Annotated in this window: 13 protein-coding genes; 10 read left to right on the top strand and 3 right to left on the bottom strand. The window is 62.7% G+C overall.

All coding sequences use genetic code 11. From position 1 onward, the window contains the following. Window positions 1-5: 5 nt before the first annotated feature. From AAIL67_RS14225 to AAIL67_RS14180, 10 genes are all read left to right on the top strand, one after another. A complete protein-coding gene (locus tag AAIL67_RS14225) occupies window positions 6-1,154 on the top strand; it encodes a flagellar basal body P-ring protein FlgI (protein WP_054073443.1) in 1,149 nt (382 codons plus the stop codon). Then, window positions 1,151-2,179 (top strand): flagellar assembly peptidoglycan hydrolase FlgJ, encoded by a 1,029-nt coding sequence (gene flgJ, locus AAIL67_RS14220; RefSeq protein WP_343484265.1) that lies wholly within the window; start codon window positions 1,151-1,153, stop codon window positions 2,177-2,179. Before AAIL67_RS14225 ends, flgJ begins: the two co-directional genes overlap by 4 nt. Continuing rightward, window positions 2,176-4,122: a flagellar hook-associated protein FlgK gene (flgK, locus tag AAIL67_RS14215; protein ID WP_054073250.1), complete on the top strand. Its 1,947-nt coding sequence runs from the start codon at window positions 2,176-2,178 to the stop codon at window positions 4,120-4,122. The genes flgJ and flgK overlap by 4 nt, the downstream gene beginning before the upstream one ends. Before the next feature lie 23 nt (window positions 4,123-4,145). Beyond that, a complete protein-coding gene (gene flgL, locus AAIL67_RS14210) occupies window positions 4,146-5,360 on the top strand; it encodes a flagellar hook-associated protein FlgL (RefSeq protein ID WP_034378018.1) in 1,215 nt (404 codons plus the stop codon). A gap of 55 nt (window positions 5,361-5,415) precedes the next feature. After that, window positions 5,416-6,684: an HDOD domain-containing protein gene (locus tag AAIL67_RS14205; protein ID WP_224649617.1), complete on the top strand. Its 1,269-nt coding sequence runs from the start codon at window positions 5,416-5,418 to the stop codon at window positions 6,682-6,684. A 184-nt stretch (window positions 6,685-6,868) separates the two neighbouring features. Next, complete coding sequence (gene flhB, locus AAIL67_RS14200; RefSeq protein WP_003065511.1) at window positions 6,869-8,050, top strand: flagellar biosynthesis protein FlhB; 1,182 nt, start codon at window positions 6,869-6,871, stop codon at window positions 8,048-8,050. Continuing rightward, a complete protein-coding gene (flhA, locus tag AAIL67_RS14195; RefSeq protein ID WP_063665092.1) occupies window positions 8,050-10,152 on the top strand; it encodes a flagellar biosynthesis protein FlhA in 2,103 nt (700 codons plus the stop codon). Before flhB ends, flhA begins: the two co-directional genes overlap by 1 nt. Further along, window positions 10,149-11,765 (top strand): flagellar biosynthesis protein FlhF, encoded by a 1,617-nt coding sequence (gene flhF, locus AAIL67_RS14190; RefSeq protein WP_343484264.1) that lies wholly within the window; start codon window positions 10,149-10,151, stop codon window positions 11,763-11,765. The genes flhA and flhF overlap by 4 nt, the downstream gene beginning before the upstream one ends. Next, entirely contained in the window at window positions 11,758-12,615 is an 858-nt protein-coding gene (locus AAIL67_RS14185) for a hypothetical protein (RefSeq protein ID WP_280041581.1), read from the top strand. The genes flhF and AAIL67_RS14185 overlap by 8 nt, the downstream gene beginning before the upstream one ends. Window positions 12,616-12,620: 5 nt before the next feature. Continuing rightward, window positions 12,621-13,340, top strand: coding sequence for an RNA polymerase sigma factor FliA (locus tag AAIL67_RS14180; RefSeq protein ID WP_280041584.1), 720 nt, complete (start codon window positions 12,621-12,623; stop codon window positions 13,338-13,340). Window positions 13,341-13,593: 253 nt separating this feature from the next. Here AAIL67_RS14180 and AAIL67_RS14175 read toward each other — a convergent pair whose 3' ends face one another. From AAIL67_RS14175 to fliD, 3 genes are all read right to left on the bottom strand, one after another. After that, window positions 13,594-13,893, bottom strand: a complete 300-nt coding sequence (locus tag AAIL67_RS14175) for a flagellar protein FliT (RefSeq protein ID WP_003059178.1) — start codon at window positions 13,891-13,893, stop codon at window positions 13,594-13,596. A 3-nt stretch (window positions 13,894-13,896) separates the two neighbouring features. Continuing rightward, window positions 13,897-14,310 (bottom strand): flagellar export chaperone FliS, encoded by a 414-nt coding sequence (fliS, locus tag AAIL67_RS14170; protein ID WP_280041586.1) that lies wholly within the window; start codon window positions 14,308-14,310, stop codon window positions 13,897-13,899. A 93-nt stretch (window positions 14,311-14,403) separates the two neighbouring features. Beyond that, a complete protein-coding gene (fliD, locus tag AAIL67_RS14165) occupies window positions 14,404-15,819 on the bottom strand; it encodes a flagellar filament capping protein FliD (RefSeq protein ID WP_343484263.1) in 1,416 nt (471 codons plus the stop codon). Window positions 15,820-15,923: the final 104 nt, after the last annotated feature.

The following is a 15,923-nucleotide window of genomic DNA, read 5'->3' as shown; positions in this document are numbered from 1 at the left end:
GCAGTATGAAAGTACTGTCCACGCTCCTGTCACTGCGCCCTGCGCACACCGCCTTGCTGGTGGTCGCAGCCCTTGGCGCCAGCGGGCTCACCCTGCCTGCGCATGCCACACGCATCAAGGAGGTTGCCGCCATCCAGGGCGTGCGCAGCAACCAGTTGACAGGCTACGGTCTGGTGGTCGGCCTCGACGGCACGGGCGACCAGACCACACAGATGCCCTACACCAAGCAGGCGCTGGCCAATTACCTTGAGCAGATGGGCATCGCCCTGCCGGCCTCGGGCAATGCGGCCCAGCTGCAGCTCAAGAACGTGGCGGCGGTGATCATCACGGCCGAGCTGCCGGCCTTCGCACAGCCCGGTCAGGCCATCGACATCAATGTCTCCTCCATGGGCAACGCCAAGTCGCTCAAGGGCGGCACCCTGGTGGCGACACCGCTGCGCGGCGCGGACGGCGAGATCTACGCCCTGGCCCAGGGCAATGTGGTGGTCGGCGGTGCCGGGGCTGCAGCCGGCGGCTCCAAGGTGCAGGTCAATCACCTGAACGCGGGCCGCGTGCCGCAGGGCGCGCAGGTTGAGCGTGCAGTGCCCACTCCCGTCAACCAGGGCAACACGATCACGCTGGGCCTGAATCAGACCGACTTCCAGACAGCCGACAAGATGGTTCGCGCCATCAACCAGCGCATGGGAGCGGGTACGGCCATGGCATTGGACGGCCGCACGGTGCAGGTCAATGCACCCATCGATCCGGGCTCGCGCGTGCGCATGATCGCCGAGATTCAGGAGATGCCCATCGAGACCTCCAAGCCGGCGGCCAAGGTGGTCATCAATGCCCGCACCGGCTCCATCGTGCTCAATCAGGCGGTGACCCTGGGCCCCTGCGCGATTGCGCACGGCAATCTGTCCATCACCATCAGCACCACGCCGGTCATCAGCCAGCCTGCACCGTTCTCGCAAGGGCAGACCGTGGTGGCGCAGAAGTCCGATATCCAGGTCAAGCAGGAGCCCGGCAAGGTCATCAACATGCCCAATTCGCCCCAGCTCACCGATGTGGTGCGGGCACTGAATTCACTGGGCGCCACGCCCCAGGATCTGCTGGCCATCCTGCAGGCCATCAAGGCCGCTGGCGCCATGGACGCCGAGCTGGAGGTGATATGAGCACGTCATTGCCCCATTCTTCATCCCTGGCGGCCAGCAATGCTCTGGCTGTCGATGCACGTTCGCTCAATGCGCTCAAGACGGCAGCCGGCGAGAACAGCCCTCAGGCCGCGCGCGAGACGGCCAAGCAGCTCGAGTCGCTGTTCATGCGCGAGATGATCAAGAGCATGCGCGAGGCGACCATGAAGTCCGGTCTGCTCGACAGCGCGCAGGGCAATCTCAGCACCGATCTGCTGGATCAGCAGCTCTCGGTCGCCATGGCGGGACAGCCTGGCGGTCTCACGGATGCCATCAGCAAGCAGCTGGCGCGCAGCATGGGGGTCGACGCCGCCGAGGATGCCGAAATTGCCGTGCCTTCCACACTGAGCCTGAGCCGCAACGCCTGGCGCAATGTGGGCAGCAACGGCGCCTGGAGCGGCAGCCGCAGCCAGGCTGCGCAATCGATCAATGCCTATGCACCGGCTCCCAAGGGGCGCGACAACTTCGTGACGGCGCACACCGGCGCGGCCCAGCGTGTGGCCAGCGAGAGCGGCATCCCGGCCCACTACATGATCGGCCAGGCCGGACACGAGACGGGCTGGGGCAGGAGCGAGATCCGCAACAAGGACGGCAGCAACTCGTTCAACCTGTTCGGCATCAAGGCCGGTGGCAGCTGGACGGGCAAGGTCGCCGAAGTCACGACCACCGAATACATCAATGGCGCGCCCAAGAAGGTGACGGCCAAGTTCCGCGCCTATGACTCCTACGAGGAGTCCTTCCGCGACTACGCACGCCTGATCGGCAGCAATCCGCGCTATGAAAAAGCCATGGCCCAGACCGGCTCTGCCCAGGCCTATGCCAGCGAGCTGCAAAAGGCCGGCTACGCCACCGATCCGGCCTATGCGCAAAAGCTCAGCCGCGCCATCCAGAGCGTGGCCCAGGTCACAGTCGCCAACGCCGGCAACGGCAGCGCCAATGTCGCAAGCCGTCTGGGTGCCAGCGCCCGTGCCGCCCAGATCAACAAGATCACCGAGAACCAGTCATGAGTCTTCTGAACGTGGGCGCACGCGCCCTGATGGCCAACCAGATCGCCCTGCAAACCACGGGGCACAACATCGCCAACGTCAACACCGCCGGCTATTCGCGCCAGAGCGTGGCCTTCCAGACCTCGGCGGGCCAGAACATCGGCAATGGCTATATCGGCAATGGCGCCGATGTGGCGACCATCTTGCGCAACTTCAGCGAGCTGCTCAACCGTCAGGCCACGGCGGCCACCGCCGCCAGTGCCGCAGACTCCGCGCGCTCGAACTCGCTCAACCAGTTGCAGGAAGTGTTCTCCGGCGGAACCAACGGCCTGGGCGCGGCCATCAACGACATGATGAATGCGTTTGCCGATGTGAGCAGCGCACCTACCGACTCTTCGGCACGCCAGGTGGTGCTGACGCGCATGAGCGAACTGGCTGCGCGCTTTCGCTCGGCTTCGGCCCAGCTCGACGAGATGGACTACAGCACGCGCCAGCAGATGAGCAATGACGTGAATGTGGTCAACAGTCTGTCCCAACAGGTGGCGGCGCTCAACGGCCAGATCAGCAGCGCCATTGCCACGGGCCACACGCCCAATGACCTGCTCGATCAGCGCGACCAACTGGTGCGTGACATCAACAAATACGTGCAGACCTCGCAGGTCGACGCCGGCGATGGCTCCATCAGCCTGTTCGTGGGCGGCAGCCAGCCGCTGGTGCTGGGGCAGAGCGCGGCCAAGCTCAGCCTGCAGGAGTCCACGCAGTACCCCGGCAGCGGCAAGATGAGCCTGTATTTCCAGCAGCAGGGTGGGCAGCCCGTGGAGCTGACTCCGGCCATGGCCGGTGGCGGCGAGATTGCCGGTCTGCTGCAGTTCCAGAACAACGACCTGAGCGAGGGGCGCAACCTGCTGGGGCGCATGGTGATCTCGATCGGCGATACGCTCAATACACAGAACCAGCTGGGCCTGACCTTGTCGGGTCAGAAAGGCGGGGCGCTGTTCAATATTCCGATGACGACCACGGGCTCCACCACGGGTGCTCAATGGGTACAGCCCGATACGCCCACGGTCACGGTCAAGGACTCGAGCGCGCTCAAGGCTTCGGATTACAAGATCGTTTTCGGCAACGATGCGCCCAAGGGCAAGGTGGTGCGCCTGTCGGATGGCCAGACCACGGCCTTCAACGATCTGACGGACCTGCGCGGCATGACGATCGACGGTCTGCAGTTCGATCTCAAGAACGATGGCCAGGCCGGCCAGTCCGTGCTGTTCAGTCCTGTGGCATCGGCGGCGCACGATATTCAGACCATGGTGCATTCCGGCAACGATCTGGCGGTGGCCAATCCGGTGTCGGCCAAGATCAACTCGCTGGGCGATGCGGCCGTCCGCATGTCCAGCCTGAAGGTGGAAAAAGGCTTCGATGCCTCTACCTTTCCTGCGGGCACCACCCTGTCTTTCGCTCCCGATGGGGCGGGCGGCATGACCTATACCATCACGCCTGCCCCCAGCGGCGTGGCTGCGACAGGCGCTTATATCTCCGGGCAGGCCATCGAGCTGGCTCAGGGGCTCAAGGTGACGCTCACCGGCACGCCTGCGGTGGATGGTGCCACCAGCGATACCGTGAGCTTCGGCCCCAACAGTTTCTACAGCTCGGATACGGGCAATGCCAGCTCTTTCCTGTCGCTTCGCGACGCCGTGATCTTCGATGGCGCGACCACGCTCAGCGACGGTTTTTCCACCGCCATGGCGCAGATCGGCACGCGCACGCAAAGCGCGGCCTATGCAGCCAAGCTGTCCGACTCGATTGCCAAAAATCTGGAAGGCGATCGCACCGCAGTGTCCGGCGTCAATCTGGATGAAGAAGCCGCCAAGCTGCTGCAGTACCAGCAGTCCTACCAGGCCTCGGCCAAGATGCTGCAGGTGGCTCAGGGCATTTTTGACAGCGTGATCCAGGCCGTTGGCCGTTAACCCCCTACAGCCGGAGAACAGGCATGAGCATCAACCGCATTGGCACGGCCAATATGTATGACAGCACCATCAACAACCTGGGCTCGCGTCAGAGCAGCCTGGTGGACCTGATGGAGAAGACCACGGCGGGCAAGCGCGTGCTGCGCGCCAGCGACGATCCCGTGGCGGCGGCACAGGCCGAGCGTGCACGCACCCGCATCACCCGTTCCGAAAATGACCAGCGCGTGCTCGGTGCCCAGCGCGATGTGATTGCCCAGGGCGAGTCCGAGCTGGGCAAGGCTCATGGTGCTTTGCAGGATTTTCGTGATCTGGTGGTGCAGGCCGGCAACGGTTCGTATGACCAGGTGGCACGCGATGCGCTGGTCCAGCAGATGCAAAGCCTGCGCGATCAGATTCTCGGCTATGCCAATGCCAAGGACTCCAACGGCTTGCCGATTTTCCGCGGGCTGGGCAGTCCCGATACGCCGCTGCAAAGCACGCCTCCGGGCTCGAGCAGCCAGCTCAACCCCGGCCAGAGCACCGGCAGCGACAACGGCCTGCCCATCTCTCTGGATGGTCATGCGGCCTGGTTGAACGTGCCCACCGGCAACGGGGTGTTTGTGGTGAATGGCGCTGCCTCCAATTCCGGCAAGGCCTGGGCGGATGTGGGGTCGGTCACCGACCCGAGCAAGGTCACGGGCGATAGCTACACCCTGGTATTCACCAAGGACCCGACTACCGGCGAGGTCAGTTACGAGATCAACTCCAGCTCGGCCACGGTGACCAACCCCGTGGTTCCGCCCACGCCCTACAAGGAAGGGCAGGCGATTACCGTTGGTGGTCAGCAGATCAGCATCAAGGGTACTCCGGCCGACGGCGACAGCTTCACCATGTCTCCAAGCACACGTACCGATATTTTCAGCGTGCTGGATCAGGCCATTGCCACGGTCAAGGGCGGCACGGGGGGATCGACCGCATTGCAGCAGGGTCTTGGGCGCGCCTTGAGCGAACTGGATTCGGGCATGAACAGGGTGCAGGCCATGCGCAGCTATGCCGGCGACCAGCTCAAACGTGCAGACGGCCTGGAGTCCGACATGAAGGATCAGGCACTGACGCAGGAAGGAGCCCGTTCGCGTGCCGAAGATATCGATATGATCACGGCGCTGTCGCAAGTGGATACGCAGAAGGTGGGCTTGCAGGCCGCCCTGCAGTCCTATGCACAGATGCAGAAGCTTTCGCTGTTCAACTACATCGGCTGATTCCAGCGGGCTCTGTCCGTCTTGATGTCTCGTCGTCTACCTGTCCAAATCCTCCATGACCCAGTCTGCCCTCAGCTCTTTGACTCTTGGTTATCGGCCGCTCTGGGGACGTACGCGACGCCTGGCAGGGATTCAGCTTTATGTCCACGAGGACTCGGGCTCCTCTGCCGACATGGCGCATTTCCTGCGCACGGTGGATGAGATCTGGAGCCGTCAGGCCCCGCCGCTCTTGATATCGCCGCAGTCCCGCCAGGTTCTGTGCAATCTTCTTGAACATGCACCTCAGGGCAGTCCCTGGATAGAGGTGCGCGGTGACTGGCTGCAGCAGGATGAAGGTATCTACGAGCTGGTGCAGAAGGCCAAGGCACGCGGGCTGATGCTGGTCTGGGGCGGATCGCTGGCCGATGTGCCCGATGCCGATGCTGCGCGCTGCTTTGCCAGCAGCCTGCTGAGCCTGCCGCCAGAAGGAGCAGCGGGACTGCCTAATGTGGTGCGCCCAAGCCAGCCGGCGAAGGATGCGGACAAGGAGGCTGCCTCGGGCTTTTTTGCCACTCAGCCCCTGAATCTGCTGGACGGCCAGATGTACCAGAGCCTGCAGAGCCTGGAGCTGGCGCGCTCCTGCCTCGACGAGCATGAAGCGGCCGCCGTGGCCGGTTGGCCCGTGGCAGACACCATGCAGGCTTTTCGGCTGCAGCAGCCCCAGCCCTCGCGCGATGCGCTCTTCAGGCTCATGAAGGCCATCGACAAGGAACAGTCCCTGGATGTGATGGAGGAGATCCTGGGTTCGGACCCGGTGCTGGCCTATCGCTTTTTGCTCTATACCAACTCGGCCGCACTGGGCCTGCGTCGCGGCGTGGACTCGCTGCGCCGCGGGCTGGTGATGCTGGGGCTGGGCACGCTGGAGCGCTGGCTGGCCGACCAGCTGCCCCATGCCTGTACCGAACAGGACCTGGTGCCTCTGCGCACGCAGGTCGTGCTGCGCGCCAGGCTGGCCGAGCAGCTGATCGAGGCCGGGGTGAGCCTGGACCTGCAGCGTGAGATGTATCTGTGCAGCCTGTTCTCGCAGCTGGATTTGCTGCTGCATGAGCCGGTGGCCACCATCTTGCGACGCACGCCGCTGAATGAGCGCATTTTCGATGCCATCGTCACGCGCTCCGGTCCTTATGCGGCCGTGCTGCAGATGAGCCAGGCTCTGGAGAGTCGTGACCCGGCACCCATCCGGCAGCTGCGCGAGCAGGAGGAGTGGGAGGCAGAAGACCTCAACCGGATGCTGCTGCGCATGCTCAGCGAGCTCAAGCTGGGCATGCCGCAAGCTCAGACCTGAGTGTCTGGGTGAAAATTCGCTAAAAACAGGCTCTATCTCCTGATGGGAGCGCGCAGACAGCTATCAAATTGATGGATGTGCTGTGAGGCAGAGTCGTGCATAAGCAGGGCTTGGCTGCCGCTTATCCGCGCATTGCCTGGGCGCCGGATTCGGACAATTGGGATATCCAATCCGTCCGTGCGCCATGTCCGAATCCCAAGACAAAAACCTGCCCGCCACCGAACGCAAGCTGCAGAAGACGCGTGAAGACGGCCAGGGTGCGCGCTCGCGCGATCTGTCGCATCTGGCCATTCTGGGTACGGGCGCATTGCTGATGCTGATGGGCACGCAGCCCATGATCAATCATCTGCGCGAGGCCATGGCCCGGCAACTGGTGTTCAACGCTGCGGCGGCCAAGACTCCGGCGCTGATGCTGGAGCGCTTTCAGTCCATGCTGGTGCTGGGTCTGGGCATTGCCGTGATCTTTGCTTTGGTGACCACCACGGCCTCGGTGCTTTCCGGCGTGGCTGCCGGTGGCTGGATCTTCAGCTTCAAGCCCATTCAGCCGCGCTTTGGCAAGCTCAACCCCTTGTCGGGTCTCAAGAATCTGTTTTCCAAGCAGCAGCTGACCACGGTGGTCAAGATGGTGTTCATGACCATCGTGCTGGGCTTTGTAGCCTGGAAGTACATGAGTGCCAATATTGCCGAGATTGCGTCGGTTTCGGCCCAGCCATCGCCCATGGCGCTTGCTATGGTCGGCTCCTGGCTGACCACGGGCATCACCTTGCTGCTGATCGTGGTGCTGCTGGTGGCCCTGATCGACGTGCCGCTGCAGGACTTTCTCTTCAAGTCGCGCCTCAAGATGAGTCATGAGGAGGTCAAGCAGGAGCACAAGGAGTCCGAAGGCAATCCGCAGCTCAAGGGCAAGATCCGCCAGAAGCAGCGCGAGATTGCCGACCGGGCCAGCGTCTCGGCCGTGCCGAAAGCCGACTTTGTAGTCACCAATCCCACCCACTATGCCGTGGCGCTGCGCTATGACGACGCCTCCATGGCCGCTCCCCAGGTCATTGCCAAGGGCACGGATCTGGTGGCGCTCAAGATTCGTGAAATCGCGGGCGCGCACCAGATACCGGTACTGGAGTCGCCCATGCTGGCGCGTGCACTCTATGCGCATGCCGATCTGGATCAGGCCATCCCTGCCGCGCTCTACACCGCGGTGGCCCAGGTACTGGCCTATGTCTATCGTCTCAAGGCTGCACTGAGCGGCCAGGGTCCCATGCCCGATGCCCTGGGAGAGCCCCCCGTGCCCGTGGAGCTGGATCCGCACCGTGGCCGCACCCAGCCTGCGGCGGTCGATGCTGCTGCGCAGCAAGAAGGTAATCTGTGATGTCGTCGAATCCTCTGCAACTGTTCCAGAAGTGGTCTGGCTCCAACGCCGGCGCCCTGCAAGGGATGACTGCTCCCATACTGGTGGTGGCCATTCTGGGCCTAATGGTGTTGCCTGTGCCTCCATGGTTGCTGGACACCTTCTTCACCCTCAATATTGCCGTGGCGCTGATGGTGATGATGGTGGCGGCCTACATGATCAAGCCGCTGGACTTCGCGGCCTTCCCTTCGGTGTTGCTGCTGACCACATTGATGCGCCTGTCGCTCAACGTGGCATCGACGCGCGTGGTGCTGATGGAGGGCCACACCGGCCCCGGCGCCGCGGGCGCGGTGATCGAGGCCTTCGGCCACTTCCTGATCGGCGGCAACTTTGCCGTGGGTCTGATCGTGTTCAGCATTCTGGTGGTCATCAACTTCGTGGTGATTACCAAGGGTGCCGAGCGCATTGCCGAAGTCTCGGCCCGCTTCACGCTGGACGCAATGCCCGGCAAGCAGATGGCCGTGGACGCCGATCTGAACGCCGGCCTGATCGACGAGAAGGAGGCCAAGCGCCGGCGTGCCGAAGTGGGCGAGGAAGCCAATTTCTTCGGCTCCATGGACGGTGCCAGCAAGTTTGTGCGTGGCGACGCGATTGCCGGCATTTTGATTCTGGTGATCAACGTCATCGGCGGCCTGATCATCGGCATGGCCCAGCACGGCCTGTCCGCGGGTCAGGCGGCCGACAGCTACATCCTGCTGGCCGTGGGTGACGCGCTGGTGGCGCAGATTCCAGGCCTGCTGATCTCGGTGGCCTCGGCCATGGTGATCTCGCGCGTGGGCAAGGAATCCGATATGGGCCGCCAGATCGTGCAGCAGTTGTTCATGTCGCCCAAGGTGCTGGGTATCACTGCCGGCGTGATGATCTTGCTGGGTCTGATTCCCGGCATGCCGCATCTGGTGTTCATCAGCATGGGGGCCTTGCTGGGCTGGGGTGCCTGGGTGCTGGACAAGAGGGAAAAAGCCCGTCTGGCCGCCCAAAGCAGTGCCCCGGCGCCCCAGCAGCAGGCTGCGCAAAATGATGGCGAAGCGACCTGGGACGATCTGCAGCCCGTGGACCTGCTGGGTCTGGAGCTGGGCTATCGCCTGATCGCGCTGGTGGACAAGAGCCGCCAGGGCGACCTGCTGACGCGTATCAAGGGCGTGCGCCGCAAGTTCGCGCAGGAGGTCGGCTTTCTGCCGCCGGCCGTGCATGTGCGCGACAACCTGGAACTCAAGCCCAGCGCCTATCGCATGACGCTGCGCGGCGTCATGGTGGGCGAGGGCGAAGCCTTCCCCGGCATGTTCCTGGCCATCAACCCCGGCGGCATCACCACGCCGCTGATCGGCACGGCCACGACCGATCCGGCCTTTGGTCTGCCCGCGCACTGGATCGACGAACGGCAAAAGGAAGCGGCACAAATGGCCGGTTTTACCGTCGTTGATTCGGAAACCGTGATGGCGACGCATTTGTCACACTTGATGCAAGTGCACGCGGCCAAGCTGTTGTCTCGTACCGAGACACAGCAGCTCGTTGACCATGTGGCCAAGCTGGCCCCCAAACTCATCGAAGAAGTCATCCCGAAAATGGTGCCCATCACAACGTTCCAGAAAGTGCTCCAGCTGCTGCTGGAGGACTCTGTGCACATTCGTGATATCCGCACCATCATCGAGACGCTGGCCGAAAACGCCACGCAGACGACCGACCCGGTGGAGCTGGCGCGTCGCGTGCGCATTGCACTGTCGCCTGCCATCGTGCAGCAGATCTACGGTCCGACCCGCGAGCTCAATGTGATTGCCATCGAGCCCGGCCTGGAGCGTCTGCTGGTGCAGGCACTGTCGAACCCCAATGCGCCATCGCTGGACCCCGGCGTGGCTGAAATCCTCACACAAAAAGCGGTCGATGTGGCCAACCAACAGGAAGAGCTGGGCCTGCCCGCCTGCCTGCTGGTGCCGGACGCGATCCGCAACTCTCTTGCCAAGCTGCTGCGTCGTGTGGCGCCGCGTCTGCAGGTGCTCGCGCACAGCGAGATTCCCGAGACGCACACCATCCGCATCGGCCCGATTCTTAAAGGTGCATCCGCATGAATATCAAACGCTTTTACGCCCCGACTGCCCGCGAGGCCCTGGCCAAGGCGCGCATGGTTTTTGGCGACGGCACCCTGATTCTCTCCAACCGCCAGACGCCGGACGGAGTGGAAGTCATGGCCACGGCCGAAGAGACCCTGCAGGACATGGATGCCGGCATGCAGGCCGGTTCGCCCCTGCAAAAGGCGCTGGAGCGCCGTGCAGGCGACGAAGGCATGAGCAGCCTGCGCAAGGAGCATTCGCCTCTGGCTCCCGCTGCTGCCAGGCGCAGCCAGGGCGGTGAAACCATGAGTACGCTGGAGCATGTGCAGGCGCGCCAGACGGCCAAGGAAGAGCAGGCCCGCGAGATGCAGGTCCAGGCCAAGCCCGTCAAGGCCATCAATGAACTGGCCCGGCATTCCGTGCAGGACGATGTGGAACAGCTGTCCATGAGCACGCTGACCTTCCAGGACTATGTGCGCGAACGCATGCTGCGCCGTCGCCATGAGTCTTCGCTGGACAGCAGCGAAGCCCTGCCCACTTTTGCCCAGCGCGTGCAGGAGCGCAACAACGAGCGCCCCGCCATGGCAGCCAAGTCTCAGGTGGCCAGCGCTGCGGTGGTCCGCCACAATCCTCTGCGTCCCGAGAAGATTCAGCTCAAGGAAAGCGCCAGGCCCGCGGCCGTCGCTGCCCCACAGAACTTCATGCAGGAGATGCAGTCCATGAAGGATCTGATCGAGGAGCGCTTCAACACGCTGACCTGGCTGGGCCAGACGCGTCAGAACCCGATCCAGTCCAGCCTGATGCACAAGCTCATCCGCGCCGGATACTCGCCCGCGCTTGCGCGTGCGCTGATCGAGAAGCTGCCGGAGACACTCTCCGCTGGCGACGCCGTGCGCTGGCTGATGCAGGTGCTGGAGCGCAATCTGCGCACCGATGTCGCCCAGCCCGCCATCTATGAGCAAGGCGGGGTGTTTGCCCTGGTCGGTGCGACCGGCGTGGGCAAGACCACGACCACGGCCAAGCTGGCGGCGCTGTGCGCGGCCAAGCACGGTCCCGCATCCGTGGGCTTGATCACGCTGGATACCTACCGCATCGGTGGTCATGACCAGCTGCGCACCTATGCCCGCATGTTGGGCATGGTGGCCCATCAGGCCCATGACAAGGCCGCGCTGCAGGACCTGCTGGGCCTGCTGCAAAGCAAGAAGATGGTGCTGATCGACACCACCGGCGTGGCCCCGCGCGATCCGCGCAAGGACGAGATCATGGATGTGTTGGCCATTGATGGCGTGCAGCAGTTGCTGGCCGTCAATGCAGCCGCACAGGGCGATGCGCAGGACGATGTCATGCAGGCCTTCAAGGCGCGCGGCTCGCAACACGCCATCCTCACCAAGGTCGATGAAGCCGTGAAGGTCGGTCCCTCGGTGGATACGCTGATTCGTCATCAGATCCAGCTATGCGGCGTGACCAATGGCCAGCGCGTGCCCGAAGACTTCGAGCGCGCCAATGCGCAGTTGCTGGTCTCGGCCTCCATGCGTTCGGCTGCCAAGTCGGCATTTGATCCGCAGTCGCTGGATCTGGACTTCTTCTTTACCCCTTCGTCCGCCAGCGGCGCAGAGGCTGCCCATGCTTGAGCGCCGCTCGCCTCTGCATCAGGGCATGGCTCTGCATATGAGCGATGCCAGCACCGCCGGCTTGCGCGTGCTGGCCGTGCTGCACAGTGCATCAGGTGCCGCTGCCGAGCAGGCAGTGCTCTGGCCGCTGTGCGCCCAACTGCAGCGCCTGGGCCAGAAGGTGCTGGTGCTTGATGGCAGCCAGGCCGAATCCTTTCACACGCCAGGTCTTGCCCAGTTGCTGGCGCAGCATGCCTGGCAGGCCCAGGCGGGACTGCGCGCAAGCGTCGGCGACGCCCAGTCGGTGGCCAGTCTGCCGGCGCGGCAGGGTCTCAAGCAGCTCAAGGCCTCGGCCGACGAGATGGGGCTGGACATGCTGACGGCCCTGCAAGCCTATGTGCGCGGCTACACCACCGTGATCATCTATGCGAGCAGCGAAACCTTGACGCCGATGCTGCAAGGTCAGGGCCTGCAGCCGCTGCTGGTCGTGCCGCCCGATTCCGAGCACCTGATCGAAAGCTACCGCCAGCTCAAGCATCTGGCCTTGTTTGCCGGTGTGGAGTGCACGATTGCTGCACTGGAAGCGCCGCTGACGGCAGACGGCCCGCAGAAATACGACTGGAGCCGCAAGCAGAGCAGCTCGCAGACAGCCAAGCAAAACGCTCAGACACGATTGCAGCGTCTGAATGCGCTGCTACAGTGTTCGCAGCGCCACCTGGGCGATGCCCCGGTGCTCATGCGCCTGCGCTGGCGCCAGGCCAGCGATCTGCATCAGCTCACGCTGCACATGCTCAAGACGGCCTGCATCCTGCCCATGCATGCCCAGTCCACGGCGGCTGCCGCACCTGAATCTCTTGTCTGGAGCCATTGACTGCCATGTACACCGCCAAAGGCCAACTCGACCGCGACGCGCTGATTCGTCAGCATGTGCCGCTTGTGCGTCGGATTGCCTTGCACATGATCGCCAAACTGCCACCGAACGTCGAGCTGGATGATTTGATCCAGGTCGGCATGATCGGTCTGGCCGAAGCGCTGTCGCGCTTCGAGAGCGAGCAAGGCGTGCAATTCGACACCTTCGCCAGCCAGCGCATCCGTGGCGCCATGCTGGACGAGCTGCGCGAAGGCGACTGGATGAGCCGTAGCTCGCGCAAAAGCCAGAAGGAAATCGAGCAGGCGCTCAACCGCCTGGAGCAGCGTCTGGGCCGGCCCCCGCTGGAGTCGGAAATCGCGGCCGAGCTGGGCATGGCCCTGGACGACTATCAGTCCCTGCTGGGTAAGGTGCGCGGCACGCAGCTGGTTTATCTCGAGGACATAGGCGGCGGTGACGGCGACGATGGCGATGACTATCTGGAGCGGCATGTGGCCGACTCGGGTGCCGACCCCTTTGCCTTGCTGCGTGACCAGCGCATGCGCTCCGCATTGGTCGAGGCCATCAAGGCCCTGCCGGAGCGCGAGCAGTACGTGATGGGCATGTACTACGAGCACGACATGAACCTCAAGGAAATCGCCGCCGTGCTCGGCGTGACCGAATCGCGGGTCTGCCAGCTACACAGCCAGGCCATCGCGCGCTTGCGCACCAAGATGCGTGCGCATTGATCACTGAAACGGCTCGCCAGGCGCGGGCCGTTCACCACAACAGAAGCCGCCGCGCTGGCAGATTGCATCTGCCCACGCGGCGGTTTTGCTTTTGTGACGCAGCTTGACTGCGTTCTGGTGCTTCGCTATCGATAGCTTGTGGCGTTCTACGACATTGGGTTCACGGATGTCTTGATCGATCAACTGTCGTCGCTGCAAGCAAAAAGCCCTGTTGCGTTGCTGCAGCAGGGCTTTGAGTTGGGTGGCTTTGCAATCAGTGCATCACATGCGGCTGACCGTCGAACATATGCTCGAAACTTGCCAACCAGGGCTCGGCCAGCACGCGAATCTGGGCATCGTTGCGCAAGATGCGCTGCATGATGCGCGCCTTTTCCTTGCGCAGTTCGGGCGCCAGCTTTTCATCTCGCGAGCGAAAGCGCAACTGCTCGATCAGCACGGCGCAAGTGCCCTCATAGCGCGCAACACCATCCCAGTCCTTGGCCTGGGCGGCTTGCAGCATCTTGGCGCTGCTCTCCTCTATGGCGCGGTAGAAGTCGATCAATGTGTGCTCCATTTTTTAGGCAGCAGCGGGTGCTGGTGCATTGGTTATTTCATTCCAGCCCTGTGCCACCGTGCTCACAAGGCCTGCGACTTCATCGACCAGGCTTGCATCGTTGCGGGCATTGGCCAAGGTCAACCGGGTGGTGCAGTACTCATAGAGTGAGGCCAGGTTGCCAGCCAGCTCGCCCCCTTTTTCGCGGTCCAGCGCGCCCAGCAGGCCTTCCTGCAGAATGCGTACTGCCTTGCCGATATGGCGCACTTTCTCATTGATATCACCGCGCTCTATCGCACCGCGTGCCGCATTGATGGAGGCAAGCAGGCCGTCAAACAGCATCTTGATCAACTGCTGAGGCGATGCGCTGTCCACCATGGATTGCACACCCACCTGACGGTAAGCCGACATTGCGCGCGCATTGGCTGGGGAAAACATCACAAAACTCCTTTGTTGCAGTTTCTCAAATTACTGTTCTTCTTATCGGCCGACTCAGGGGGCAATTAAGTCCTTTCTGCAGGCTTCAATAGCTTAGCTGGTGGACTTGTTCCATGTTGCCACTTGCTGGGCTACATAGGTGTCCAGGGCTTTCAGGCTGGCCATCTGCGTATCCAGACGTGAATACTGGGCGCGCACGCGCGCTTCATAGGCGGTCACGCGCGCGGTCTGGCGTTCCTGATCGGCCGTATTGCGCTTGAGCGCATTCTTGAGCGTCTCGTCCTTGGTCGAGAAGGTGCCGCCAGTGGCCAGCATGCCGCTTGTGAAGTCCTTCATGCGCACAGCCAAGCCATCCTGGTTGGCATCGGCAACGTCTGCGGTGAAGAACTTGGACATGCTCTCCGGGTCCTTGAGGGCCTTGTCCAGCTTGGTGTCGTCAATCTTGAGCGTACCGTCTGCCTGAAAGGCAATGCCCATCTGAGACAGGCTGTTGAACTCACCACCTGCTCCCCCGGGGCCGGAGAGCAAGCGACGCAGCGCAGACTGCAGATTGATGGCGGTTGAATCGCCTTGCAAGGTACCAGCCGTCTTGCTGTCCTTGTCATAGGCGGTCATGGTCTTCAGGGCGTTGCTGAGTGCGTTATAGGACTCCACCAGATTTTTCAGCGCTGTTTTGGCCGTCGCCGTGTCATTGGCAATGGTGATGCGCACCGGAGCAGCATCTTTCGCTGACTTTTGCGCTACCGTCAGAGTCACACCCGCTGCGACCTCTTCAAACACATTGGTGTGCGAGGCCATGTCAATGCCATTGATCTTGGCCAGAGTGTCCTGCGCTTCAACGGAACGTTTCATGGTCCCGTCGGTGCCGTTGTAAGCAAATTGCTGCAGCCCGGCGCCTTCGGCCTCCACCGAGAAAGCGGAGTTCACACCTGTGGTCTTGGATTGCAGCACCAGGCGCTCGCCCGTGTGGTCCTTGAGCACGGTGGCGCTGACATCGCCCTTGGCGGCATTGATCTTGGCGGCAATCTTGGCCAGAGAGTCATCTTCTGCAGCGATTTCCACGCTGAAGCTCACATTCTTGCCGTCCTTGGTATTGGGTGTCAGTCCATTGGCACCATAGGTTCCCATGGAAATGGTCAGCTTGCCAGGTCCGAGAGTGGTACCACTGGCCACCAGGCCAGAGCCAATGGTCTGGCCCGCCGCCATCTGAGACACTTCCACGTCATAAGTGGCTTGCACTGCACTGGAGGTTGCCGTGCCGGTCACTTGGGCAGAGTTGGAGGAGGTCAGCGTATTGCCAAGCCATGTGGCGGGCTTTGCCAGCTTGTCCACCTGATCCTGCAGATTGGAGATTTGCGACTTCAGCTGGCTAAAGGCCGAGATCTGGGTATTGATACCAGTGGCCTTGGTCTGCAGCGCTGCGATGGGCTTGGACTCCAGCGCCACCAGTTGCTTGACAATGGTTTCTACTTCCAGGCCGCTGCCAATACCGACTGAGCTGATCGCCATATAAAACTCCCTCTGCGCAGGACCGCAGGCGTGTGGCACGCCTGGTCTGCGTCATTGAACAAACGGCGCCTTCGCGCCGTCTTTATGGACAGTACTACGCATTG

The organism is Comamonas sp. A7-5, assembly GCF_039581385.1.
In the GTDB taxonomy this organism is placed as follows: Bacteria; Pseudomonadota; Gammaproteobacteria; order Burkholderiales; family Burkholderiaceae_C; genus Comamonas; species Comamonas thiooxydans.
Note: the sequence above shows the minus strand (reverse complement) of the source record. Positions and strands in the feature narration are given on the sequence as shown.